At 70.1% G+C, this 24,577-nt stretch carries 22 protein-coding genes; 15 read left to right on the top strand and 7 right to left on the bottom strand.

Annotation, left to right across the window (positions count from 1 at the left end; genetic code table 11):
* Positions 1–20: 20 nt before the first annotated feature.
* Entirely contained in the window at positions 21–1,028 is a 1,008-nt protein-coding gene (gene nrdF / locus F1734_RS17180; protein WP_017680839.1) for a class 1b ribonucleoside-diphosphate reductase subunit beta, read from the top strand.
* Between the two features lie 73 nt (positions 1,029–1,101).
* Here the strand turns inward: nrdF and F1734_RS17175 are convergent, their stop codons facing one another.
* Positions 1,102–2,163, bottom strand: a complete 1,062-nt coding sequence (locus tag F1734_RS17175) for an ABC transporter substrate-binding protein (protein WP_017680838.1) — start codon at positions 2,161–2,163, stop codon at positions 1,102–1,104.
* Between the two features lie 31 nt (positions 2,164–2,194).
* Complete coding sequence (locus F1734_RS17170; RefSeq protein WP_010594633.1) at positions 2,195–3,184, bottom strand: ABC transporter substrate-binding protein; 990 nt, start codon at positions 3,182–3,184, stop codon at positions 2,195–2,197.
* 258 nt (positions 3,185–3,442) lie between these two features.
* Here F1734_RS17170 and ctaD point away from each other — a divergent pair, with 258 nt between their 5' ends.
* The 3 genes from ctaD to F1734_RS17155 all read left to right on the top strand — a co-directional run bounded on the left by ctaD (position 3,443) and on the right by F1734_RS17155 (position 7,412).
* Positions 3,443–5,197, top strand: coding sequence for an aa3-type cytochrome oxidase subunit I (gene ctaD / locus F1734_RS17165; RefSeq protein WP_081005275.1), 1,755 nt, complete (start codon positions 3,443–3,445; stop codon positions 5,195–5,197).
* A 174-nt stretch (positions 5,198–5,371) separates the two neighbouring features.
* Complete coding sequence (gene serB / locus F1734_RS17160; protein ID WP_017680837.1) at positions 5,372–6,586, top strand: phosphoserine phosphatase SerB; 1,215 nt, start codon at positions 5,372–5,374, stop codon at positions 6,584–6,586.
* 52 nt (positions 6,587–6,638) lie between these two features.
* On the top strand, positions 6,639–7,412 hold the full coding sequence (locus F1734_RS17155) for a peptidyl-tRNA hydrolase (RefSeq protein ID WP_051009418.1): 774 nt from the start codon (positions 6,639–6,641) through the stop codon (positions 7,410–7,412).
* Here the strand turns inward: F1734_RS17155 and glgX are convergent, their stop codons facing one another.
* Positions 7,413–9,581, bottom strand: a complete 2,169-nt coding sequence (gene glgX, locus F1734_RS17150) for a glycogen debranching protein GlgX (RefSeq protein WP_372462581.1) — start codon at positions 9,579–9,581, stop codon at positions 7,413–7,415.
* Positions 9,582–9,623: 42 nt separating this feature from the next.
* Between glgX and F1734_RS17145 the strand changes: the two genes are divergently transcribed.
* The 7 genes from F1734_RS17145 (at position 9,624) to F1734_RS17115 (ending at position 15,241) form a co-directional block, all read left to right on the top strand.
* Entirely contained in the window at positions 9,624–10,457 is an 834-nt protein-coding gene (locus tag F1734_RS17145) for an ABC transporter ATP-binding protein (protein ID WP_026137783.1), read from the top strand.
* A gap of 252 nt (positions 10,458–10,709) precedes the next feature.
* Positions 10,710–11,537 (top strand): NUDIX hydrolase, encoded by an 828-nt coding sequence (locus F1734_RS17140; RefSeq protein WP_010596607.1) that lies wholly within the window; start codon positions 10,710–10,712, stop codon positions 11,535–11,537.
* A 10-nt stretch (positions 11,538–11,547) separates the two neighbouring features.
* Positions 11,548–12,327, top strand: coding sequence for an enoyl-CoA hydratase/isomerase family protein (locus F1734_RS17135; RefSeq protein ID WP_119699869.1), 780 nt, complete (start codon positions 11,548–11,550; stop codon positions 12,325–12,327).
* A gap of 53 nt (positions 12,328–12,380) precedes the next feature.
* Positions 12,381–13,352 carry a class I SAM-dependent methyltransferase gene (locus F1734_RS17130; RefSeq protein ID WP_119700317.1) on the top strand — a complete coding sequence of 324 codons (972 nt, stop codon included), beginning with the start codon at positions 12,381–12,383 and terminating at the stop codon, positions 13,350–13,352.
* 1 nt (position 13,353) lies between these two features.
* Entirely contained in the window at positions 13,354–14,511 is a 1,158-nt protein-coding gene (locus tag F1734_RS17125; protein ID WP_203010809.1) for a THUMP-like domain-containing protein, read from the top strand.
* 56 nt (positions 14,512–14,567) lie between these two features.
* On the top strand, positions 14,568–14,864 hold the full coding sequence (locus tag F1734_RS17120; RefSeq protein WP_017680832.1) for an ArsR/SmtB family transcription factor: 297 nt from the start codon (positions 14,568–14,570) through the stop codon (positions 14,862–14,864).
* The gene (locus F1734_RS17115) at positions 14,861–15,241 is read left to right on the top strand and encodes a VOC family protein (protein WP_010596602.1); all 381 of its coding nucleotides are present in this window, start codon (positions 14,861–14,863) and stop codon (positions 15,239–15,241) included. The genes F1734_RS17120 and F1734_RS17115 overlap by 4 nt, the downstream gene beginning before the upstream one ends.
* Positions 15,242–15,269: 28 nt before the next feature.
* Here F1734_RS17115 and F1734_RS17110 read toward each other — a convergent pair whose 3' ends face one another.
* Positions 15,270–16,571, bottom strand: a complete 1,302-nt coding sequence (locus F1734_RS17110) for an outer membrane protein assembly factor BamB family protein (RefSeq protein WP_010596601.1) — start codon at positions 16,569–16,571, stop codon at positions 15,270–15,272.
* Positions 16,572–16,668: 97 nt separating this feature from the next.
* Between F1734_RS17110 and F1734_RS17105 the strand changes: the two genes are divergently transcribed.
* On the top strand, positions 16,669–17,430 hold the full coding sequence (locus F1734_RS17105) for an acyltransferase (protein ID WP_010596600.1): 762 nt from the start codon (positions 16,669–16,671) through the stop codon (positions 17,428–17,430).
* Between the two features lie 14 nt (positions 17,431–17,444).
* Positions 17,445–18,935, top strand: a complete 1,491-nt coding sequence (locus tag F1734_RS17100; protein ID WP_203010808.1) for an amidase — start codon at positions 17,445–17,447, stop codon at positions 18,933–18,935.
* 12 nt (positions 18,936–18,947) lie between these two features.
* On the opposite strand, the gene F1734_RS17095 is transcribed toward F1734_RS17100, so the two are convergent.
* Genes F1734_RS17095 through F1734_RS17085 form a run of 3 tightly spaced genes read right to left on the bottom strand, consistent with a single transcriptional unit; the run spans position 18,948 to position 22,515 of the window.
* Positions 18,948–20,192 (bottom strand): glycosyltransferase family 4 protein, encoded by a 1,245-nt coding sequence (locus F1734_RS17095; protein WP_010596598.1) that lies wholly within the window; start codon positions 20,190–20,192, stop codon positions 18,948–18,950.
* Positions 20,189–21,739 carry a 1,4-alpha-glucan branching protein domain-containing protein gene (locus F1734_RS17090; protein ID WP_203010807.1) on the bottom strand — a complete coding sequence of 517 codons (1,551 nt, stop codon included), beginning with the start codon at positions 21,737–21,739 and terminating at the stop codon, positions 20,189–20,191. Before F1734_RS17090 ends, F1734_RS17095 begins: the two co-directional genes overlap by 4 nt.
* Positions 21,736–22,515: a class I SAM-dependent methyltransferase gene (locus F1734_RS17085; RefSeq protein ID WP_228287200.1), complete on the bottom strand. Its 780-nt coding sequence runs from the start codon at positions 22,513–22,515 to the stop codon at positions 21,736–21,738. Before F1734_RS17085 ends, F1734_RS17090 begins: the two co-directional genes overlap by 4 nt.
* 230 nt (positions 22,516–22,745) lie before the next feature.
* Between F1734_RS17085 and F1734_RS17080 the strand changes: the two genes are divergently transcribed.
* Both F1734_RS17080 and F1734_RS17075 read left to right on the top strand, forming a co-directional pair.
* Positions 22,746–23,531 (top strand): electron transfer flavoprotein subunit beta/FixA family protein, encoded by a 786-nt coding sequence (locus F1734_RS17080; RefSeq protein WP_010596595.1) that lies wholly within the window; start codon positions 22,746–22,748, stop codon positions 23,529–23,531.
* Positions 23,532–23,577: 46 nt separating this feature from the next.
* Positions 23,578–24,534 carry an electron transfer flavoprotein subunit alpha/FixB family protein gene (locus F1734_RS17075; protein ID WP_010596594.1) on the top strand — a complete coding sequence of 319 codons (957 nt, stop codon included), beginning with the start codon at positions 23,578–23,580 and terminating at the stop codon, positions 24,532–24,534.
* The last annotated feature ends 43 nt before the right edge of the window (positions 24,535–24,577 follow it).

Genomic DNA, 24,577 nt, shown 5'->3' with positions numbered 1-24,577 from the left:
ACTCAGGTAGGGAAAGACAGATGACCTCCGCACCCCGCGCGCATTCGCCGTCCCACGGCGCCCACGTCAAACTCGTCGACCGTGTCTCGGCGATCAACTGGAACCGCGTTCCGGACGAGAAGGACTCGGAGGTGTGGGACCGTCTCACCGGCAACTTCTGGTTGCCCGAGAAGGTTCCGGTGTCCAACGACATCCCGTCGTGGGGCACGCTCACCGAGTACGAGCAGGAACTGACCATGCGGGTGTTCACCGGTCTGACCCTGCTCGACACGATCCAGGGCACCGTCGGCGCCGTGTCGCTGATCCCGGACGCGGTGACCCCGCACGAGGAGGCGGTGCTCACCAACATCGCGTTCATGGAGTCGGTGCACGCCAAGTCGTACTCGAGCATCTTCTCGACGCTGTGCTCCACCCGCCAGATCGACGACGCGTTCCGCTGGTCGGAGGAGAACGAGAACCTGCAGCGCAAGGCTCAGATCGTCCTCGACTACTACCAGGGCGACAGTCCGCTCAAGCGCAAGGCCGCTTCGACCCTGCTCGAGTCGTTCCTGTTCTACTCGGGCTTCTACCTGCCGATGTACTGGTCGTCGCGGGCGAAACTGACCAACACGGCGGACATGATCCGGCTGATCATCCGCGACGAGGCGGTGCACGGCTACTACATCGGCTACAAGTACCAACGCGGACTCGAGCAGATCACCCAGGCCGAGCGCGACGAGCTCAAGGACTGGGTCTTCGAGCTGCTCTTCGAGTTGTACGACAACGAAACCCAGTACACCGCAGACCTCTACGACGAGGCCGGCCTCACCGAGGACGTCAAGAAGTTCCTGCGGTACAACGCCAACAAGGCCCTGATGAACCTCGGCTACGAGGCTCTGTTCCCCAAGGACGAGACCGACGTCAACCCGGCGATCCTGTCCGCGCTGTCGCCGAACGCCGACGAGAACCACGACTTCTTCTCCGGGTCGGGCAGCTCGTACGTGATCGGTAAGGCAGTCGTCACCGAGGACGAGGACTGGGACTTCTGATCCCCCACCCGCTGTGACCGAATGTCACATGGGTTCGATGTGATCGAACCCATGTGACATTCGGTCGTCGGGCTCAGTTCGAGTAGCCGTTGAGGGTGTTGCGTACGTCCGTCAGAACGGCTTTCGCGGCCACCGGGCCGGGCGTGGACCACACGAGGTCGTCCACTGCGAACAGCCGGCTGTCGGTGACCGCCCCGAGGTCGAGCCAGGCCTCGGAGTCCATCACCTCACTGCCGTGTGCGACGCCGTCCTCGCCGGCGAATCGGACGTAGATCAGGTCGCCCTCCGCGGCGGCCGGGTCGTCCTCGTCGAGCGGGGCGGCGGCACTCCCGTCCTGCACACCGAACCGCTGTGCGGGCGGGCGCGCGACGCCGGTGTCGGCGAGGACCTGGCCGGCGAACGACGCGGTGCCCTCGACGACCGCGCCGTCACCGGTGAACCGCACGATCGACGCCTGGGTCTGTGACGCGGTCGTCGCCGTGCCCACGTCCGTTGCGGTGGCGCGGTAGTCGTCGAGCACTCGGCCGGCCGCCTGTGAGCGCCCGAGTGTCTCTGCGGCGCGGAGGAACTGCTGCCGCCAGAACACCGGATCGGAGCCGACGAGCACCGTCGGAGCGACGTCGCCGAGGCGGCGGTAGAGCTCCGGGTCGGCCGAGGAGCCGAGGATCAGATCGGGCTCCGCACCGTCGATGAGCGCGACGTCGGGCGCCGACGTCGCGCCCACCGAGGGCAGTTCGGCGATGCCGGTGCCGAGGTACTCGGCACGGGCGACGTCGGTGGTCGTGCCGACCACGCGCTCCCACAGGCCCAGTGCGCACACCGCGTCCATCGCGGCAGCGTCGAGGACGACGATCCGCTGCGGGTCGACGGGCACCTCGGAGATGCCGCCGGTGTGGATCACCGATCGGGTGCCGCCGGCGGGCTGGCCCGGATCGAGGGGACTGGGTAGCGCGCACGCGGTCGTGGTGTCGCGTTCGATGCCGACGACGGCAGCCCCGGCGATGCGGGTGGTCGTGCGCACGATGCTGCTCGCCGGATCGTCGGTCGTCTCCGCGCATCCCGCCAGGCCGAGTGCCGCCACGGCAGTGAGGGCGACGGTGCACGTGACGGCGCGGGACCGGGACGCTGCGGGCATACGACCACTCCTGTCTAGGGGACGGTCCAGGTTAACTGGTGTGCGGATCGACCCCGAAAGCCTCGGCGAGGTCGTCGAGGATCTTGTGCGCGCCCTGGACGGACACCGGCGTCATCCAGAGGCTGTCGTCCACGTCGACCTTCCGGCCGCGCAGGTTCTGCCACAGCGGATTGGACAGGAACGGCTGCGCCGCCGCCTCGGACTTGCCCTCCCCGTCGCGGTACATGCTGACGAAGATCACATCCGCATCCGCCTCGCCGATGAGTTCGGGGCTGATCGCATTCATGATGCTGCTCGGATCGGCCGGATCGGGTCCCTGGCTCGCGGGCCGGGCCAGGCCGGCATCCTCGAGGACGATGCCGCTGAACGACGTGGTGCGGTAGAGGCGGGCGGTGGGCTCGCCGGCGAAGCGGACCACCGAGACGGTGGGGTTGCCGGCCGTGGCGTTGATCTCGTCGCCGATGGCTTTCGCCCGGGCCTCGTAGTCGGCGATCTTCTGCTCGGCGAGGTCCTCCTTGCCGAGGGCTCGCGCGGCGAGCCGGATGTTGTCCTTCCAGGTCGGTCCGGTGCTCTGGGAGAACACCGTCGGTGCGATGGCGGACAGCTTGTCGTAGTTCTCGCCGTCGCGCACGTCCGCGGACAGGATCAGATCGGGCTGCAGAGCGGCGACCTTCTCGAGACTCGCATCGGACACCGCGCCGACCGACGTCGCGTCCGCGGCGAACTGCTCGCGCGTGTCACCGAGGTAGTCGGGCAGGCCCTCGGTGCGGTAGTCGACGTAACCGACGAGTTCGGATTCGAGGAGCAGCGTCGCATCCGCATAGCTGGTGTCGAGCGCGACGACCCGCAGCGGCGGGGAGTCGAGAGTGGTCGTTCCGCGGAAGTGCTCGACGGTACGGGGGAAGCCCGCGGTGGCCGGGGCCTGCTCGGCCGTCTCGCCGGAGGAGCAGCCGGCGAGCAGCACGGCCGTGAGGGTCGTCGCGAGCGCGGCGATTCCGCGGCGCAGGGGGAGGGGGTGCAAGGTGAACCTCGTCTCTCGGGACCTTCATACTTAGGAGACGCTTACCTTATGTCCTGGAGGAAACGGGAGGTGCGGGGGGTGGTGGACGGCCCCCGGGTTGCGTGGGTCACAGACCCCCGTGGGTATGCTCGAGGGCCGAGTACGACACTGAGTAGGACCCGGTGAGCGTGCGGTGGTCGCACCGTCTACGATTCGATCAGCGCAAGCCAGAGAACGTTCGCCTCGCACTGCGAGTCGAGCGCGCAATCAGGAGGATTAGTGACTGCCGTAGCGCCCCAGCCAGTCCCGGAGATAGCTGCAGCGAGGCCGTACCCGCCGCGGCAGGGACCCAAGGGCTCGTTCTTCTACAAGATGATCACGACCACGGATCCCAAGATGCTCGGGATCATGTACATGGTCACCTCGTTCGCGTTCTTCCTCATCGGCGGCGTGATGGCTCTGCTCATCCGCACCGAACTCGCGGTTCCGGGTCTGCAGTTCCTGTCGAACGAGCAGTACAACCAGCTGTTCACCATGCACGGCACGATCATGCTGCTGATGTACGCGACCCCGGTCGTGTTCGCCTTCGCGAACTACATCCTGCCGCTGCAGATCGGCGCCCCCGACGTCGCGTTCCCGCGCCTGAACTCCTTCAGCTACTGGCTGTACCTGTTCGGCGCCACGATCGTGACCGCCGGCTTCATCACCCCCGGTGGTGCGGCCGACTTCGGCTGGACCGCGTACAGCCCGCTCACCAGCGAGCTGCACTCGCCCGGCGTCGGCGGTGACTTCTGGGTCCTCGGCCTCGGTGTGATGGGTCTGGGCACCATCCTCGGTGCGGTCAACTTCATCACCACCGTGGTGTGCCTGCGCGCCCCCGGCATGACCATGTTCCGGATGCCGATCTTCACCTGGAACATCCTCATCACCAGCGTGCTGATCCTCCTGGCGTTCCCGCTGCTGACCGCTGCGTTCTTCGGCCTCTTCGTCGACCGCCACCTCGGTGGGCACATCTTCGACCCCGCCAACGGCGGTGTCATGCTGTGGCAGCACCTGTTCTGGTTCTTCGGTCACCCCGAGGTGTACATCATCGCGCTGCCGTTCTTCGGCATCGTCTCGGAGATCTTCCCGGTCTTCTCCCGCAAGCCGATCTTCGGCTACACCGGCCTGGTCTACGCGACCCTGGCGATCGCGGCGCTCTCCATCGCGGTGTGGGCGCACCACATGTACGCCACCGGCGCCGTGCTGCTGCCGTACTTCTCGTTCATGACGTTCCTGATCGCGGTGCCCACCGGCGTGAAGTTCTTCAACTGGATCGGCACCATGTGGAAGGGCCACCTGACGTTCGAGTCGCCGATGCTGTTCTCGGTCGGCTTCATCGTCACCTTCCTGTTCGGCGGCCTGTCCGGCGTCATCCTCGCCAGCCCGCCGCTCGACTTCCACGTGACGGACTCCTACTTCGTCATCGCGCACTTCCACTACGTGCTCTTCGGCACCATCGTGTTCGCCACCTACGCCGGCATCTACTTCTGGTTCCCGAAGATGACCGGGCGCATGCTCGACGAGCGCCTCGCCAAGTGGCACTTCTGGCTGACCTTCCTCGGCTTCCACACCACGTTCCTGGTGCAGCACTGGCTGGGCAACGAGGGCATGCCGCGCCGCTACGCCGACTACCTGCCCTCGGACGGGTTCACCACCTTGAACATCGTCTCGACCATCGGTGCCTTCGTCCTCGGCGCCTCGACCCTGCCGTTCCTGTGGAACGTGTTCAAGAGCTACCGGTACGGGCAGGTCGTCACGGTCGACGACCCGTGGGGCTACGGCAACTCCCTCGAGTGGGCTACCACCTGCCCGCCGCCGCGGCACAACTTCTACGAGCTGCCGCGCATCCGCTCCGAGCGCCCCGCGTTCGAGCTGCACTACCCGCACATGGTGGACCGCATGCGTGCCGAGGCCCATGTCGGCCCGGGCAGCAACAAGCACAACCATGTGGCGCTGAGCGAGGGTGCCGAAAGGACCCCCGCCGACCGCTGATCCGTACCCCGGATCGACGCCTCCCGAGGCCCCGCCCGTCCCCGACGGGCGGGGCCTCGCGCGTTCTGCCGAGGGGACCCCTGCTCACTCGGCACCCCGTTCACCTGCCACAATGAGTGGGCAAGTGCCGCGACTGACGAAGGATCGGAGACGTAGGTGGCGTCTGACACCGCGATGCTGGTGACTGTGACGGGGCCGGACCATCCCGGCGTGACCTCGGTGCTCTTCGCGGCGCTCACCCGGCACGACGTCGATCTGCTCGACGTCGAGCAGGTCGTGATCCGCGGCCGGCTCACCCTCGGGGTGCTCGTCTCCTGCCCCGCAGATCCCGACGCGCTGCAGGACGAGATCGAGGCCGCCATGGCGACCATCGGCATGCACGCCCAGGTCCAGACCGGTGTCGAGCCGGGTATCGGCTCGTCCGTGTCCACACACGCCCTCGTGGTCCTCGGCAGCCCCGTCAGCGCCCGGGCCCTGCGCTCGGTGGGCCGCGAACTTGCACGGCAGGGCGCCAACATCGACTCCATCCGGGGAATCGCCGACTACCCGGTGACCGGACTCGAACTCATGGTCACCGCCGCCGACCCCGGTTCCGAGGCCGACGCCCGACTGCGGGCCGGGCTGGCCGAGCTGGCCGCCGGCCTCGAGGTCGACATCGCCGTGGAACGCGCCGGTCTCGCCCGTCGCTCGAAGCGGCTGATCGTGTTCGATGTCGACTCCACCCTCGTCCAGGGCGAGGTGATCGAGATGCTTGCCGCACACGCCGGCGTGGAGGACAAGGTCCGCGCTGTCACCGAGGCAGCCATGCGCGGCGAGATCGACTTCACCGAGTCGCTGAACCAGCGGGTCGCCACCCTTGCCGGCTTGCCCGCATCGGTCATCGACGAGGTCGCCGAGAACCTCGAACTCACCCCCGGTGCCCGGACCACCATCCGCACACTGCGGCGTCTCGGGTTCCGCTGCGGCGTCGTCTCCGGGGGCTTCCGCCAGGTCATCGACGGTCTCGCCCACGAACTCGAACTGGATTTCGTCCGGGCCAACACCCTCGAGATCGTCGACGGCAAGCTCACCGGCCGCGTCGTCGGTGAGGTGGTGGACCGGGCCGCCAAGGCGCGCGCCCTGCGGGAGTTCGCCGCCGAGGCCGGCGTGCCGATCGAGCAGACCGTCGCCGTCGGCGACGGCGCCAACGACATCGACATGCTCGGAGCGGCCGGACTCGGCATCGCGTTCAACGCCAAGCCGGCGCTGCGTGAGGTCGCAGACACGGCTCTGTCCCACCCGTACCTGGACGCGGTGCTGTTCGTCCTCGGCGTCACCCGCGACGAGGTCGAGGCCGCCGACCGGGTCGACGGCACCCTGCGCCGCGTGCCCCTCGACACCGGTGCCTGAAACCACCGCACCGCACGGTGCCGATGTCGTGGCTCGCCACGGTGCCGATGTCGTGGCTCGCCCCGGTGCCGATGTCGTGGCTCGCCACGGTGCCGATTTCGTGGCTCGCCACGGTGTCCTCGCCCGGGGCTACGGGCATCGACCCGACCCGGACGACCCGGGGGCGGTGCTCGCGATGCCGATCGTGCTGCACATCCCCAAGCAGGACCCGCCTGCCCGCAGCGCACTCCTCGAGGCCGCTGCGATGGCGACGGTCGCGTTGTGCCTGGATCCGCGCGTCGGGACCGGACCGGAAGGCGAACCGGGACCGTGGCGCGAGCCCTATCTCGCGTGGACCGACGCGCGAATCCGCAAGGTCAGCCGCCGCGCCCGCGGCGCTCAGTGGCGCGCCGCGCAGGAGGTCGACGGAATCACCGTCGAACACCGCGGTGCGCAGGCCCGGGCGCTGGTCCCCGGACCCGTGGGACACCTGGATCCGCGCATCTCGCGGTTGCAGATCGGGGGCACGGACCTGCCACACGACACTCCGGACGATCCGCCCGCCGGCGTTCCGGTGCTGTGGATCGATGCCGCGCTCGACATGACGGTCGGGAAGGCCGCGGCGCAGGTCGGCCACGCCGCGATGCTGTTCGCCGGCGCCCTCGACGCCGAGCATGCCGGCGCCTGGGCCGAATCCGGTTTCGTGTGTGCCGTGCGTGATGCCGACCCCGTCCGGTGGCGGCACCTGACGAAGCGGGTCGCGGACGGCACGGCCGTGGCGGTGCGCGACGCCGGATTCACCGAAGTGGCTCCGGGGTCGGTGACGGTGATCGCCGTCCCGGGCTGATCACTTCGTGATCCGGAACACGAGCAGGGTCGGCCCCGTCAGGGGCAGCGTCGTGCCGGCGGGCAGCGGTGTGAGGTCCGCCGGTTCGCCGTCGACGGAGCTCGAGTCGAAGACACACACCATATCGCCGCGATACCACTCGGCCCGGCCGAGTGTGACGGCGGCGGGTCCGCCCGCGTGGAGCACGAGCAGACCGCTGCTGTCCGCCAGCGGAACGCCCGCGCGGGTGACCGTGCCCAGCTGCGAGCCGTCCACCCACGCCTGCAGCGTCCGCCGGTCTTCGTCGAGCCAGTCCGCGTCCTGCAGTTCTCGCCCGTCCGCGCCGAACCACACCAGATCGGGGTAACCGACCTGACGGGCCCGACCGTCGAAGAAGCGGCCCTGCCGCAGCACCGGGACCACCTTGCGCAGACGCAGCGCCTGCCGCACGAACTCCACCAGGTCCCGGTCCGCGTGCTCCCAGTCGAGGGGCCAGGCGTCGCGGACCGGGACGTCGGCAGGCACACAGTAGGCATTGTTGTTGCCACCCTGGGAGTGCCCGAACTCGTCCCCGGCGAGCAGCATCGGGGTACCGGTCGACAGCAGCAGAGTCGCGAGGAGCGCACGCACGTGCCGGGCGCGAGCAGCCACGACGAGGGGGTCGTCCGTGGGTCCTTCGACGCCGTGGTCGACGGATTCGTTGTTGTCACTCCCGTCACGGCCCTGCTCGCCGTTGGCCTCGTTGTGCTTGCGGCGATAGCTGACGAGGTCGGACATCGTGAAGCCGTCGTGCGCCGTGACGAAGTTGATCGACATCCACGGTCGGCGGGTGTGCCGGCCGTAGAGGTCCTCCGAGCCCGCGAGCCGGGAGGCGACCTCCCGAATTCCCGCCCCGCGTGCCCAGAAGCGCCGTACCGAGTCGCGGTAGCGGTCGTTCCACTCCGACCACTGGGGACCGATGTTGCCGAGCTGGTAGCCGGGCAGGGTCGCGTCCCAGGGTTCGGCGATCAGCTTGAGCCGGGTGAGGACAGGGTCGGTGGTGATCGCGGTGAACACTGCCGCGCGCGCGTCGAAGTCGCCGCCCCGAGGGCGGGCCAGTGCACTGGCGAGGTCGAACCGGAAGCCGTCCACGCCCATTTCCGTCGCCCAGTACCGCAGGCTGTCGCAGATCATCCGCACCGCCACCGGGGAACTGCCGTCGACGGTGTTGCCGCAGCCCGTCAGATCGATGTCGTGGCCGGTGGCATCGAGGAGGTAGTAGCCGGGTGCGTCGAAGCCCCGCCAGGACACGTGCGGGCCGTCCACCGACCATTCGCAGGTGTGGTTGTAGACCACGTCGAGGATCACTTCCAGTCCCGCCTCGTGCAGCGTGTCGACCATCGTCCGGAACTCCGCGATCTCGTTGCCGGGAGTGGTCGCGTAGCCGGGGTGCGGTGCGAAGTACGACGCGGTGGAGTAACCCCAGTGGTTGCGCATGCCGCGGACCCGTACTGGTGGCTCGGTGAGGAAGGCGTGCACGGGCAGCAGTTCGACGGCGGTGACACCGAGGCCGACCAGGTGGTCGAGGACGGCGGGCGCCGTCAGCCCCAGATAGGTGCCACGCCACTGTTCGGGGACGTCGGGATGGCGGGCGGTGTAGGAGCCGACGTGCAGTTCGTAGATCACCGTCTGCTCCCACGGCGTGCCCGGCCGGTGGTGCCGGGACCCGGCGGGGGTGTCGGTCACCACCGACAGCGGTGTGTGGCCCAGCGAGTCCACGGTCGACGCCTCACCGAACGGGGTGCGTTCGTAGCCGAGGAGGCGGCTCATGTCGCCGATGTCGCCGGTCAGCTGCCGACCCCACGGGTCGAGCAGCAGCTTGTGCGGGTTGGCGCGGAGCCCGGTCCGGGGCTGCCACGCGCCGTGCACGCGGTATCCGTAGCGCTGGCCCGGGCGGACTCCCGGCACCTCACCGTGCCAGACGCCGTACGTCTTGTCCGGCAGGTCGATGCGGTCCTCGCGACCCGTGTCGTCGATCAGGCAGAGCTGGACGCGGCTGCCGTGGGGTGCGTGCACCGCGAACCGGGTCCCGTCGTCGCCGGGGAAGGCGCCCAGAGGAAAAGGACCGGCGCCGGACCGGGCGACGGCAGGACCCGCCGGCGGCTCGCCGGGTACCGGTGAAGGGTGCGGAGGGGGCGAGGGGTACGACACGGAAGTGATCCTGCCGTGAACCGGGCTCGCGCGTACGCAAAGATGGTCGGCGTGGCCAAACCTGATCCCGATCTGCTCATCGAATTCGACGACGTGCTCGTACGGCGGGGCGGCAACGTCCTCGTCGGTCCCGTGTCCTGGAAGGTGGAACTCGACGAACGTTGGGTGATCCTCGGGCCGAACGGAGCGGGCAAGACGTCGCTGCTGAGGATCGCTGCGGCTGAGACGTTCCCCACATCGGGGACGGCGCACGTGCTGGCGGAGACGTTCGGGAAGACCGACCTGTCCGAGCTGCGACCGCGGATCGGGATGTCGTCGTCGGCGCTGGCGAACCGTGTCCCGTCCGACGAGAAGGTCGTGGACCTGGTGATCTCCGCGGGGTACGGCGTGCTCGGGCGCTGGCGCGAGCGGTACGACGAGGTGGACAGTGCGCGTGCCGTGGAGATGCTCGAGAGCCTCGGCGCCGAGCATCTGGCCGACCGCACCTACGGCACCCTCTCCGAGGGGGAGCGCAAGCGTGTCCTCATTGCCCGCGCGTTGATGACAGACCCGGAACTGCTGTTGCTCGACGAGCCTGCGGCCGGCCTGGATCTCGGGGGGCGTGAGGAACTCGTGGCTCGGCTCGGAGTACTGGCGGCCGATCCGGACGCTCCGGCCATTGTGCTGATCACCCATCACGTGGAGGAGATCCCGCCGGGCTTCACCCACGCGATGCTCCTCAAGGAGGGGCAGGTGGTCGCGCAGGGCCTTCTCGACGACGTGATCACGGGCGAGAACCTCAGCGAGGCGTTCAGTCAGGCGATCGCCCTGGACAAGGTGGACGGCCGGTTCTTCGCCCGCCGCAGGTACCAGCCCGGGCGGCACCGCCGCGCGTAGCGGAGCGGAGCCGTGGCCAGGCGGCACCGCCGCGCGTAGCGGAGCGGAGCCGTGGCCAGGCGGCACCGCCGCGCGTAGCGGAGCGGAGCCGTGGCCAGGCGGCACCGCCGCGCGTAGCGGGGCGGAGCCGTGGCCAGGCGGCACAGCCGCGCGTAGCGGGGCGGAGCCGCGGCCGAAAGCACGGCCGCGCGTCGTGGGGTGGCGCCGGCAGGTGGATGAGTCGTGGGTCACGTCATGCCGTAACTTGTGCGTATGGCTATCGAACGTTCGGGAGAACTCGCGGCGGCGGTGCCGCTCAAGGATGCCTCGACGGTGATCCTCGTCCGGGACGGCGACCGTGGCGTCGAGGTGTTCCTGCTGCAGCGCGTGCGCGGCATGGCGTTCGCGGGCGGGATGACGGTGTTCCCCGGAGGCGGCGTCGATCCGTCGGACAGCGCTGCAGCGGTGGCGTGGGCCGGCCCGCCCGTGCAGTGGTGGTCGGAGCGGTTCGGCACATCCGAGAACCTGGCGCAGGCGCTCGTTCTCGCGGCGGTGCGCGAGACGTTCGAGGAGTGCGGTGTCCTTCTCGCCGGGCCGACGCCGGACACCGTGGTGGCGGACACGACCGCGTTCGCTCCGGCACGCAGGCAGCTCGAGGCCCGGGAGTTCACCTTCGGTGAGTTCCTCGAGCGCGAGGGTCTGGTGCTGCGGGCGGACCTGCTGCGGCCGTGGTCGAACTGGATCACGCCGGTCGGGGAGGGCCGTCGTTACGACACCAGGTTCTTCGTGGCGGCGGCCCCGGAGGGGCAGATTGCCGACGGTGACACGAGCGAGGCCGACGCGGTGCGGTGGCAGACTCCACAGGAGGCGATCGCGCACTGGCAGGAGGGTGGAAGTGTGCTGCTGCCCCCGACCTGGAGCCAGTTGACGGCATTGTCGCGGTTCGGTTCGGTCGCGGAGATCCTCGCTGCGGAGCCGCAGATCACGCCGATTCTGCCGACCCTGATCACGGGAGACGAGGAGCTTCGGGTGGAGTTCCCCGAGCAGGACGGCTACTACGAGGCGGGGCCGCATCCGTGGGCCGCCCGGGGTGCCAACTAGCCTGTGCCTCATGGCTGAATTCGTGACGCTCGAGGTCTCCGACGGTATCGGCACCATCCGGCTCGACCGGCCGCCGATGAACGCACTCAACCGGCAGGTTCAGGAGGAGATCCGGGCCGCTGCTCGCGAGGCGACCGTGAACTCCGACGTCAAGGCCGTGATCGTCTACGGCGGGGAGAAGGTGTTCGCTGCCGGCGCGGACATCAAGGAGATGGCGGAGCTGAGCTACGTGCAGATGAGCGAGATCATCGCGGACCTGCAGTCGGCGCTCGGGTCGGTGGCGGACATCCCGAAGCCCACGGTCGCTGCGATCACCGGCTATGCGCTGGGCGGCGGTCTCGAGCTCGCGCTGGGTGCGGATCGGCGGATCGCCGGCGACAACGCGAAGGTCGGAGTGCCGGAGATCCTGCTCGGCATCATCCCGGGCGGCGGCGGAACCCAGCGCCTGGCTCGCCTGATCGGCCCGTCGAAGGCCAAGGATCTCGTGTTCACGGGCCGTTTCGTCGCGGCAGACGAGGCTCTGCAGATGGGGCTGGTCGACGAGGTCGTCGCCCCGGACGAGGTATATGCCGCGGCGCGCACGTGGGCATCGCAGTTCCCCCGGGGCGCCACCCGCGCGCTGGCGGCGGCGAAGGCAGCGATCGATCAGGGTCTCGATACCGACCTGGACACGGGCCTGAAGATCGAGCAGCACGTCTTCGCGGGCCTGTTCGCCACGAAGGACCGCACGATCGGCATGGAGTCGTTCGTGGCCAACGGTCCGGGAAAGGCGGAGTTCGTGGGGGAGTAGGCACCCCGGAACTGGAACTTGTTCACAGCTTACCGATGGGTAGGATGCCCTTCATGACTGCAAGCAGGACCGACGGGGTCGACCCCGCGCCGAACCCGCACGCCACTGCCGAGGAGGTTGCGGCCGCCCTTCAGGACACCAAGCTCGCGCAGGTGCTCTACCACGACTGGGAGGCCGAGACCTACGACGAGAAGTGGTCGATCTCCTACGACGAGCGCTGCATCGACTACGCGAGGGGCCGTTTCGATGCGGCCGCGGGCGAGCAGCCCCTCCCGTACGGGCGGGCCCTCGAACTCGGTTGCGGCACCGGTTTCTTCCTGCTGAACCTCATGCAGGCCGGAGTCGCGCGGACCGGCTCGGTCACCGACCTGTCGCCCGGCATGGTCAAGGTGGCGCTGCGCAACGCCGAACATCTCGGTCTCGAGGTGGACGGCCGGGTGGCCGACGCCGAGACGATCCCGTACGACGACGACACCTTCGACCTCGTCGTCGGGCACGCGGTGCTGCACCACATCCCGGACGTCGAGCAGTCGTTGCGCGAAGTGCTGCGGGTGCTGAAGCCGGGTGGCCGGTTCGTGTTCGCCGGTGAGCCCAGCACGGTCGGAAACTTCTACGCGCGCTGGCTCGGCCGGCTCACGTGGGAGGCCACCACCACCGTCACCAAGCTGCCGTTCCTGCGGGACTGGCGGCGGCCGCAGGCCGAACTCGACGAATCCTCGCGCGCCGCGGCGCTCGAGGCGGTCGTCGATCTGCACACCTTCGACCCGTCGGACCTGGAACGGATGGCGGCCTCGGCCGGCGCGGTGCAGGTGAAGGCCAGCAGCGAGGAGTTCGCGGCCGCGCTGCTGGGCTGGCCGGTCCGCACCTTCGAGGCCGCGGTGCCCGCGGAGAAGCTGGGCTGGGGCTGGGCGCGCTTCGCGTTCGGTGGGTGGCGGACGCTCAGCTGGGTGGACGAGAAGGTCCTCCGGCACGTCGTCCCGCGCAGCTTCTTCTACAACGTCATGATCACCGGCGTGAAGCCGTAGGGTGGGTTACGCGTTCACCCTCGCCGACGTCGCGTACCTGCGTTCGGCGCAGGGGGCGGCCGATCTCGCGGAGGTGGCCGCCCGGGAGCTGTCCACGCGCACGCGCCTGGTCGACATCGGCTGGGCGCGTACGCGTTTCGGCGACCGGGCCGCTCCGCTGATCGAGACGGTGCTGGTGCGCCGCAAGGCGGTCGCGAAGCTGCCCGCCGCGGGCGGTTGGCTGTCGACCGACGACGCTCTGCAACAGGCGACGCCGGCGCCCGTCGCCGCGCACCGGGCACGCCGGCTCTCCGGTCGGCGGGTCCACGACGTGACGTGCTCGATCGGGGCGGAACTCGCGGCCCTGACCGGGGTCGCCGAGATGGTGGTCGGCAGCGACCTCGACCCGGTTCGTCTCGCGATGGCCGAGCACAACGTTCCCGGAGTGGCGCTGGTCCGTGCCGACGCGCTGCGGCCGGTCACCCGTGGTACCACCGTGATCGCCGATCCGGCCCGTCGTTCCGAGGGCCGGCGCACCCACGATCCGGCAGCACTGATGCCGCCACTGCCCGACCTGCTCGACGCCTATGCCGGGCGCGACCTGGCCGTCAAGTGTGCCCCGGGGCTGGATTTCGATGCGCTGGACTGGCCGGGGGAGGTCGAGGTGGTCTCGCTCGACGGGGGTGTCCGTGAGGCGTGCCTGTACTCCCCGGGTCTCGCGGCGCCGGGTGTGCGGCGACGGGCGAGCGTGTTGCGTTCGGACGGTGCCGGGTTCGAGATCACCGACGCGCAGCCGGACGAGCTGCCCGAGAGGGAACCGGGAGAGTGGATCGTCGATCCGGACGGGGCGATCGTGCGTGCGGGACTGGTGCGGCACTACGCGGCGGCACACGGTCTGTGGCAACTCGATCCGCGCATCGCGTATCTCACCGGCGACGCACTCCCCGCGGGACTGCGTGGATTTCGCATCCTCGACCGGTTGAAGTACTCGGAAAAGTCTCTGCGGCAAACTCTTTCGTCGATGGACTGCGGGGCGGCGGAGATCCTCGTGCGGGGGGTCGACGTCGATCCGGCGGTGCTCCGGCCGCGGCTCAAGCTCCGCGGTTCGCGGTCGCTGAGCGTCGTGCTGACGCGGATCGGCCGTACCCCGACGGCATTCGTCTGCGAGCCCAGTCGCTGAGCGTGCCGGGCCCGATCCCGTGCGACCATTGATATGCAAGCAAAAACTTGCGTATCATGGGTGGTGTGGTCGACGTCTTCAAAGCGCTGGCGGATCCGACCCGCCGGGCCATCCTCGACGAGCTCGTCGAGCGGGACGGCCAGACGCTGTTCGAGCTGTGCACCCGGCTGATCTCGCGGCACGGCCTGGGTTCGTCCCGGCAGGCGATCTCGCAGCACCTGGCAATCCTCGAGGAGGCCGGTCTGGTCCGGACCCGCCGCGAGGGGCGATCGAAGTTCCACCACGTGGACGTTGCACCACTGCACGGCCTCGCCGACCGATGGACGGTCGCGCAGCGAAAGGAGTCGCAGTGAAGGTCACCCTCACCAGTGTGTTGGTCGACGACCAGGACAAGGCGCTCGCCTTCTACACCGAAGTCCTGGGCTTCGTGAAGAAGACCGAGGTCCCCCTGGGCGAGGCGCGGTGGCTCACCGTCGTCTCGCCGCAGCAACCGGACGGGCCGGAGGTGGTGCTCGAACCCGACGGGCATCCCGCCGTCCGCCCCTTCAAGGAGGCCCTCGTCGCCGACGGCATCCCGTTCACCTCGTTCGCGGTCGACGACGTGCACGCCGAGTACGAGCGGCTGCGCGGCCTCGGGGTGCGGTTCACCCAGGAGCCCCTCGAGATGGGCGGTGTCACCACCGCCGTATTCGACGACACCTGCGGCAATCTCATCCAGATCGCCGGCTGACCCGAATCGCCGTGCGCGGCGATTCGGGTCAGCGGAGCACGTACACCTCGCCCGGCAGGGTCGTCGTGACGAACTCACCGGACGGCCCGACCGCGGTGCCGACCGAGAAGCCGGCCGCGCCGGGCAGGGTTTCCGCGTCGAGCGTCTCCCCGCTCGCGGCGTCGAACACGAGCGCGGCCAACCCGTCGTCGGCGCGGGCCACCGTGTACCCGAGGCCGTCGGCGGTCAGGGCCGGCACCCCCAACTGGCGCACGTCGTCGCGGCGCCACACGATTTCGGCGGCCTCGCCGGTGTCGCGCAGCGCGACCAGGTCCCCGGTCCGGCCCCCCGGCGCGAGGACCAGCAGTCCCTCGGCGGACACCGCGGGGCCGGCGGAGGCCACGTACCCGAGGCCGTGACTCCACCGGGGTGCCCCGGTCCCGGCGTCGAGTGCCCACAGGGCCCCCTCGCCGTCGTGCACGTACACCGTTGCGCCGTCCGCGGACAGCACGGGACTGGTGGCCGCGCCGCCCGGCAGTTCCGTCTGCGACCATTCCTCGACCACGCGCGCATCGTCGCCGCCGGTGTAGCGCATCGACACGACGGCGGCCCGATCGGCGCCGGGCCGCCACAGGGTCACCAGAATCCGGCCGGTACCGAGATCGACCGCCGGGGTGGTGGCCACCGGGCAGTCCTCCGATCCGCCGAAGCAGGCGACCAGACCGTGGTCGTTCGGCAATCGAGGCACGTTCGTCCCGTCCGTCGCCGCGGGCGTGGGCACGAGGTCGAAGATCGGCGCCGCGTGCTTGCCGGTCTGTGGGTCGAGAACGTTGACCTGCCCGAAATGTGTGACGAACAACAGGTTTCCGTCACCGGTGAACTGTGCGGTTCCCGGCGTGCCGCTCACCGGAATGCGCCAGCGCCGCTGGCCGTGCTCGTTGAACGACACCATCGCGCCCTCTTCGCCGACGTAGATGTTGGCCATACCGTCGACGGCGGGAGTCACCCCGGCGACCCCCGGCGCAAGGCGGGTGCACCACCGCTTGCGGCCGGTGTCGATCTGGAACGAGACGAGGTTGCAGCCCACGGTGGTCGCGCCCGTGACGAAGATCTGCCCGTTGGCGGCGACGCTCGCAGGGGAGGTGACGGCGCCGCCGAGCGGGCGCGACCACGCGGGCGCGACGTCGCGCAGCCCGTCGGCCTGCGCGGTGCTGCTGTTGCGGGCGTCGGCGTACCGCCCCGGCCACGCCCCGGCGGCGAAGACGTCGACCGGGCCGCTGCTGCTGCCGCATCCGGTCAGCACCAATGCCGCCGAGGTCGTCAGCATCACCGTCCGCAGGGCAGCCCGCATCACTCATCTCCTCGCCGTGGCTCGAATGACCCGATGTGCCACACTATCGGGCCGGGTGGCGCACTCCGCGCACGAGGCGGACCGTACGCTGGCAACCATGACGAGCATGTGGGGCGCACCGTTGCGCACGAGGTGGCGCGGTTCCCGGCGGCGGGACCCGGACCAGGCCCGATTCCTCACCGTCGCCTCGCTGCGATGGGTGCTGGCGCACAAGGCGTACACGCCGTGGTACCTGGTGCGGTACTACCGTCTGGCCAAGTTCAGGCTCGCGAACCCGCACGTCGTCCTGCGGGGCATGGTGTTCCTCGGCAAGAACGTCGAGATCCACTCCACCCCGGAGCTGTCCAGGCTCGAGATCGGGCGGTGGGTGCACATCGGCGACGGCAACGCCATCCGCTGCCACGAGGGGTCGCTCCGCATCGGAGACAAGGTGGTCTTCGGCAAGGACAACGTCGTCAACACCTACCTCGACATCGAGATCGGCGCCTCGACGCTCGTCGCCGACTGGTGTTACATCTGCGACTTCGACCATCGCACCGAGGACATCACCTATCCGATCAAGGACCAGGGGATCGTCAAGGGCCCGGTGCGGATCGGACCCGACACCTGGATCGCGACGAAGGTCACGGTACTGCGCGGCACCCGCACCGGACGCGGCTGCGTCCTCGGTGCGCACGCGGTGGTCAAGGGCGACATCCCGGACTACAGCATCGCGGTCGGAGCGCCGGCCAAGGTGGTCAGGAACCGTCGCACGGACTGGGAGTCCGGGGCCGCCGACCGCGCCGCCTACGTCGCCGCGCTCGAGGACATCGCGCGCAAGAAGGCCGGCCGCGAACCGGCAGCGGAACCCGGATCCTGATCAGGGGTCCTGCGATGGACTACGCCGACTACCGCCACTACGACGCCGTGGGGCTCGCCGAGCTCGTCGCCGGTCGTGAGGTCACGCCACGCGAACTGCTCGACGCGGCCCTCGCCCGCCTCGAGGCAGTGGAACCGACGCTGAACACCGTCGTACGCCGGCTCGACGAGCAGGCGCGCCGCCGGGCCGACGAGCCGCTCGAGGGCCCGTTCGCGGGTGTTCCGTTCCTGGTCAAGGATCTGCTCCAGGACATCGCCGGGTTACCGACCGGCAGTGGGAGCCGGTCCCTGGCGACCCTGCCCGCCGCGCGCAACGCGGTGGTGGTCGATCGTTGGCTGAGTGCGGGACTCGTCGTGTTCGGTAAGACGAACACCCCGGAGTTCGGGACGAAGGGGGTCACCGAGCCCGTGGCGAACGGCCCGACCCGTAATCCGTGGAATCCCGCGCACACCCCGGGTGGGTCCTCCGGCGGATCGGCGGCGGCAGTCGCCGCCGGCGTGGTCCCGGCGGCCGGCGCGAACGACGGTGGCGGCTCGATCCGCATCCCTGCTGCCTGTTGCGGTCTGGTCGGCCTGAAGCCGGGCCGGGGCCTGGTGCCGAGCGGTCCCGCGGTGGACGAGGACCGGCACGGGGCGGTCAGCAACGGAGTCGTCACCCGGACGGTGCGCGACGCGGCGGTCATGCTTGACGTGCTGGCCGGCGCCGACCCGAACGGACCCTATCTCCCGGCGGTATCGCCGGAGTCGTATGCCTCCGCGGCGAGCGTCCCCCCGCGGGCGCTGCGCATCGGATTCGCGACGGAGTCCCCGATCGGCACGGGGGTCGATCCGGAGGCCGTCGCGGCGGTCGAAGACGCCGCGACGCTGCTCGGCGAGCTGGGCCACGTCGTCGAGCCCGCCGCGACGGGAATCGACGAGCGACGGCTGTCCACCGACTGGCTGACGATGTGGTTCGCCTGGCTCGCCGCCGACGTCCGGCAGGCGCGCCGGAGCACCGGGTGTGCGCCCGAGGCGTTCGAGCCGGACACGCGGTTCCTCGCCGCGCTCGGCGACTCCGTCCGGCCGTCGGACTATCTTGCGTCGCTGCGCCGGTGGAACGAGTACACGCAGCAGCTCGGCGCGTTCCACGAGCGGTACGACCTGCTGCTCACTCCGACCCTGGCGTATCCGCCGGCGCGCGTGGGGGAACTGGCCACACCGCCCGCGCTGCAGCGCGCCGCGCGCCTGATCGTGACGGCACGGCTCGGCCGTGCGGCGCGGTGGGCGGGGTTGATGGACCGCATCGTCGACGAGAACCTGGCCCGGACGCCGTACACCCAGCTCGCGAACATCACCGGGCGCCCGGCGATTTCGGTGCCACTGCACTGGACCGCGGCGGGATTGCCGCTGGGCGTGCAGTTTCTCGGGCCCTTGGGCTCGGAGGGACTGCTGCTCTCGCTCGCGGGTCAGCTCGAACAGGCCCGCCCCTGGGCGCACCGCGAACCCCCGCTGCTGCCGGCCCGGTGAGACGGGCCGGCGCTACCGGTCGGGGAGGGGGCGCTGGGGAATCGTCGGCCGTGAAAGCGGTTGGCGCACACGTCGTTTCGCTTCCGCGTACACCTGGGCGGTCTCGGCGGCCACCAACCGCCAGTCGAAGTCCTCCGTGAGACGCTCGCGCGCCGCCCGCGCCCGCATCTGGGCGGCCGCGGGATCGTCGAGGGTCCGCCGGACCGCCGATGCCAGCCCGGCGACGTCACCGGGGGCGAACGCGAGTCCGGTCTCGCCGTCGACCACCGCCTCCCCGAGGCCGCCCGCGGTCGATGCGACGAGCGGTGTCCCGGCGGCCGCGGCCTCGAGCGCGATGATCCCGAACGGCTCGTAGCGACTCGGCAGCACGATCGCGTCGGCGCGGTGCAGCCGGCCGAGCAACTCGGTGCGGTCGAGGTTGCCGACGAACGTCACCGACCGCGCGACGCGGTGCACACGCGCCTGCTCGCGCAGCCACTCGAACTGGGTGCCCTCCCCGGCGACGACGAGCGTGGTTCCGGGGTGCGTGCGCCGGATCCGGGGCAGGGCGGCGATCGCATCCTGCACCCCCTTCTCGTACTCGAGCCGGCCGACGAACAGCAGTTGCGGCGGCCCGGAGCGCGGCGCCCGCTCCCGGTAGGACCAGGCGGTGACGTCGATTCCGTTGCGGATCACCGTCGCCGGCGGCAGCTCCGGTCCGTAGAGCGCGACGACCTCCTCGTTCATCGAGGCCGAACACGTGATGAGCCGATCGGACTCGTTGGCGAGCCACCATTCGATCGAGTGCACCTGCCGGTTCATGCGGCTCGACAGCCAGCCGCTGTGCCGGCCCGCTTCGCTCGCGTGCAGGGTGGACACGAGCGGCACGTCGAAGTACTCGGCGAGCGCCACGGCCGGGTGTGCGACGAGCCAGTCGTGCGCGTGCACCACATCCGGGTACCAGCCGTCGCCGATTCCGCCCTTGGTCAGATTCAGGCCCGCCCGCACCATGGCATGGCCCATCGCAAGCGTCCAGGGCAGCATGTCCTCGCCGAACTCGAAGTGCGGCGGATCCTCGGCGACGGCCACGACGAGCACCCCCTCGGCGATGTGGCCGATCGTGGGATGGGTACCGGCATCCGTGCCGGACGGCCGGCGCGAGAGCACGACCACCTCGTGCCCGGCGGCGGCGAGTTCGGTGGCGAGGTGGTGCACGTGCCGGCCCAGGCCGCCCACGACGACCGGCGGGTACTCCCAGGAGACGATCAGTACCTTCACGACGGGGCTCCCATCCGATCGGGTAGGCGGCGGGCATCGAGCCCGGGAAACAGATTGTCCGCTCGGTTCCAGCCGGCGGCCAGCCGCGCCGCCGTCTCGTCGCGGCCGGCGGCGACCGCCGCGGCGATCTCCCGCAACGCGTGGGCATGCTTGTGGGCCCGGTCCCGCGCGTAGCCGGCGGCGGTGTCCTTGCTGACCATGAACGCCCAGTCGCTCGACACCGTCAGCAGCGCCTCGCGCAGCATCTGGTCGTGGACCCGGTTGCGCAGCGCGAGGCCCCGGGACCCGGCGCGGGCCTTGTCGAGGGTGTCGAGGGTGGTGCGCACGACCTCCTCGTCGAGCTGGACGAGATCGCGTACCTGCTCGCCGGCCCACACCCGCCAGTCCTTCCCGGATCCCCACGAGCTGTCGGGCAGTTCGACGGGGGCGCCCACGTACCCGCGGTCGCGTGCGTCGGCCAGGGTGCCCACCTCGATGCCCGCCGCCGGCAGTGCCCGCAGCAGTCGTTCCAGGAACAGGGGGCCCTCGTGCCACCAGTGGCCGAACAGTTCGGTGTCGAACGCGGCAACCACCAGGGCGTCGCGCCCGATGCGCTCGGACTCGCGGCGCAGTCGCCGGCGGATCGTGTCGACGAAGTCGGCCACGTGCCGGTCGACGGCCGCGGACGCCAGGTCGGGGTCGTAGGGTGCCTTGTCCTGGGGGGCGACGGTCCGCCCGGTGACCCGGGCGGGCTTGAGCCCGGTGTCGTGGCAGTAGGTGTGGAAGTCGCGGTAGGCGGCATGGCCCGGATAACCGGACTTCGGCGACCACACCCGGTAGGACACCTGCAGGTCCCGGCCGAAGGCGACGACGTCGGAGTCCCACACGGTCCGCCCGAGAGACGTGTCACCGCGCAGCGCGGGACCGTCCACCATGAAGTGCCCGACCCCGGCGGCGGCGTATCCGGTCTCCATGCCGGGGGTGAAGGCGCACTCGGGAGCCCAGATTCCCGGCGGCGTGTGCGCCCAGCGTGCGTGCGCGTCGGCCAGGCCCTCGGCGAGGGAGAATGCCCGCAGCCGAGGGTCGAGCAGCGGCTGGAACGGGTGGGCCAGAGGCCCGCCGAGCAACTCGACCGCGTCGGCGTCGAGGAGTTCGCGGAACACCGGCGATCCGCCGTGGCGCCAACGGGTTTCGAACTGTTCGAGGGCGGCGGTCGCCTGCCGGTGCTCACGGGCCCCGAGCGCGCGGTAGGACGGCTCCCGCATGCCCGCGGCCTCGTGGGCCCGCAACTGCCAGTTGCCCAGCCAGTGGTGCATGCCGGTCAGGCAGTGCGGATCGTCGAGCTGCGCGGCCAGCACGGGTGTCACCCCGAGGGTGACCAGGTGTGTGCGGCCCTCGGCGGCGAGCCGGCGCAGAACATCGGTCACCGGGAGATACGTTGCGGCCCAAGACTGATAGAGCCATTCCTCGCCGACCGGCCAGCGACCGTGGTGGGCGAGCCACGGCAGGTGCGAGTGCAGCACGAGCGCGAACAGTCCCGGTTCCCGCCGGGGGGCGGGAGTGGTCACCGCGCCGGATCCTTCACCGCGATCGCGACGAGATCGAGACTGGCGTCGATGTTCTCGGGCGCGAGAAGGAAGTCGTCGACTGTCACCGCGGCGACGTCCGCGGTCAGGTCCGCGGGCCAGGGCTCGCCGGCGAGAGCGCGCTCGATCTGGGCGTCGATGAAGGAGCCGCCGTGCTTGGCGTCGAGGGCGCGCAGCACGGGCCCGTGGTGCACCCCGGTGGTGAGCGCGACGCGGAAGCCGGCTCCCTCGAGGAGTTCGTTGAGTTCGGCGGCGTTCAGTTCCCGGGTGTGGAACGGGTTGAGCGGGGTGTCGCGGCCGGGGGAGAACGTGATGCGGTTGGGGGTGCTGATGAGCAGTTCGCCGCCGTCCCGGAGCACCCGGTGGCATTCGCGCAGGAACCCGGACTGGTCCCACAGGTGCTCGATGACCTGGAAGTTGACCACGACGTCCACGGACGCGTCGGCGAGCGGCAGCTCGACGAGGTTGGCGTGCCGCATGTCCACGCGCGGGTACCGGGCACGCACGTGCGCGACGGCACTCTCGTCGTAGTCGAGCCCGACGACGGCGGTCGCGACATCCGCGATCATGTCGGCGCCGTAGCCCTCGCCGGCGCCCGCCTCGAGCACGGTGCGGCCCGCACACCGGGGGAGCAGGTCGCGGTAGACCACCTCGTGGCGGCGGAACCAGTAGTTCTCCTCCGCGATGCCGGGAACGGTGCGTTCACCGGTGAGGGGCAGTCGAGGGGCGTCGCCGGCGGGGACGGTGGATTCGCTCACCGCCCAGACATTAGCCCCACCTTTGTCGACCTCGTCGTCGGTGGTCCAGATCACAGCCGTGCGGCTCCCTTCGTGTGGTTATGGTGAACGAGGTTCCCATCCAAGTTACCAGCGGGTAACTTAGCGTAAGGTAATCTATCGCACACCCCCGTGCGAAGCACGAGAGCTCGGTCAAGGCGTTGCGCCTCGCCGATCCAAGGAAGTCATACACAGGAGGTCGACGTAGACCCATGACGAACATCGTCGTTTTGATCAAGCAGGTCCCCGACACGTGGTCCGAGCGCAAGCTCAGCGACGGCGACTTCACGCTCGATCGCGAGGCCGCCGACGCGGTGCTCGACGAGATCAACGAGCGCGCCGTCGAGGAAGCCCTGCTCATCAAGGAGCGCGACGGCGGGGAGGTCACCGTGCTCACCGCCGGTCCGGACCGCGCCACCGACGCGATCCGCAAGGCGCTGTCCATGGGTGCCGACAAGGCAATCCACCTCAACGACCCGGCCATCCACGGCTCGGACTCGATCCAGACCGCGTACGCGCTCGCGGCGGCTCTCGGCCAGATCGAGGGCGTCGACCTGGTCATCGCCGGCAACGAGGCCACCGACGGCCGGATGGGTGCCGTGCCGGCGATCATCGCCGAGTACCTCGGCCTGCCGCAGCTGACCCACATGCGCAAGCTCAACGTCGCCGACGGCAAGGTCAGCGGCGAGCGCGAGACCGACGAGGGTGTCTTCACCCTCGAGGCCACGCTCCCGGCCATCGTCTCGGTCACCGAGAAGATCAACGAGCCCCGCTTCCCGTCCTTCAAGGGCATCATGGCTGCGAAGAAGAAGGAAGTTCAGGCCCTCACTCTCGCCGACATCGGGCTCGATCCCGAGATCTTCGGCGTGTCCAACGCCGGCAGCACCGTCACCGGTGTCAGCCCGAAGCCCCCGCGTACCGCTGGTGAGCGCGTCGCGGACGAGGGTGACGGCGGCAGCAAGATCGCCGCGTACCTCGTCGGCCAGAAGATCATCTGATCGCACCCACGCGACACAGCAGACATACCAAGGGAGAGAAAGAGCAATGGCAGAAGTACTCGTGCTCGTCGAGCACGCCGAGGGTGCGCTGAAGAAGGTCAGCACCGAGCTGATCACCGCCGCCCGTGCACTGGGTGAGCCCGCCGCGGTCGTGACCGGCCCGGCCGGCACCGCCGACAAGCTGCAGGACGCGCTCGCTGCCGCCGGCGCCGCCAAGGTCTACGCCGCCGAGTCCGACGACATCGACGGCTACCTGGTGACCCCGAAGGTCGACGTGCTGGCCTCGCTCGTGGAGTCCGCCAGCCCCGCCGCGGTGATCACCGCCGCCAGCGTCGAGGGCAAGGAGGTGTCGGGCCGCCTCGCCGCACGCATCGGTTCCGGCCTGCTCTGCGACGTCATCGACGTCAAGTCCGACGGTTCGGCCGTGCACTCGATCTTCGGTGGCGCGTACACCGTCGACGCCAAGGCCAACGGTGAGGTGCCGGTCGTCTCCGTGCGCCCCGGTGCCGTCGAGGCCCAGCCGCAGGCCGGTGCCGCCGAGCGGGTGGACGTCGAGGTTCCGGCGCAGGAGGAGAACGCGGTCAAGGTCACCGCGCGCAACCCGATCGTGGGTGGCGACCGTCCGGAGCTGACCGAGGCGTCGATCGTCGTCTCCGGCGGCCGCGGCGTCGGCAGCGCCGACAAGTTCACCGTCGTCGAGGAGCTTGCCGACTCGCTCGGTGCGGCCGTCGGTGCCTCCCGCGCCGCCGTCGACTCCGGCTACTACCCGGGCCAGTTCCAGGTCGGTCAGACCGGCAAGACCGTCTCGCCGCAGCTGTACGTGGCGCTGGGCATCTCCGGCGCCATCCAGCACCGGGCCGGCATGCAGACGTCGAAGACGATCGTCGCGGTCAACAAGGACGAAGAGGCCCCGATCTTCGAGATCGCGGACTACGGCGTCGTGGGCGATCTGTTCAACGTCGCTCCGCAGCTGACCGAGGAGATCAAGAAGCACAAGGGCTGATTCCCGAGGTCCTGCCACGGCCCCGCACCCGTCCGGGTGCGGG

Origin of the sequence: Rhodococcus ruber, assembly GCF_016804345.1 — a bacterium.
GTDB lineage: Bacteria > Actinomycetota > Actinomycetes > Mycobacteriales > Mycobacteriaceae > Rhodococcus > Rhodococcus ruber.
The sequence above is the reverse complement of the archived record's forward strand: the minus strand, read 5'-3'. Positions and strand labels throughout refer to the sequence as shown.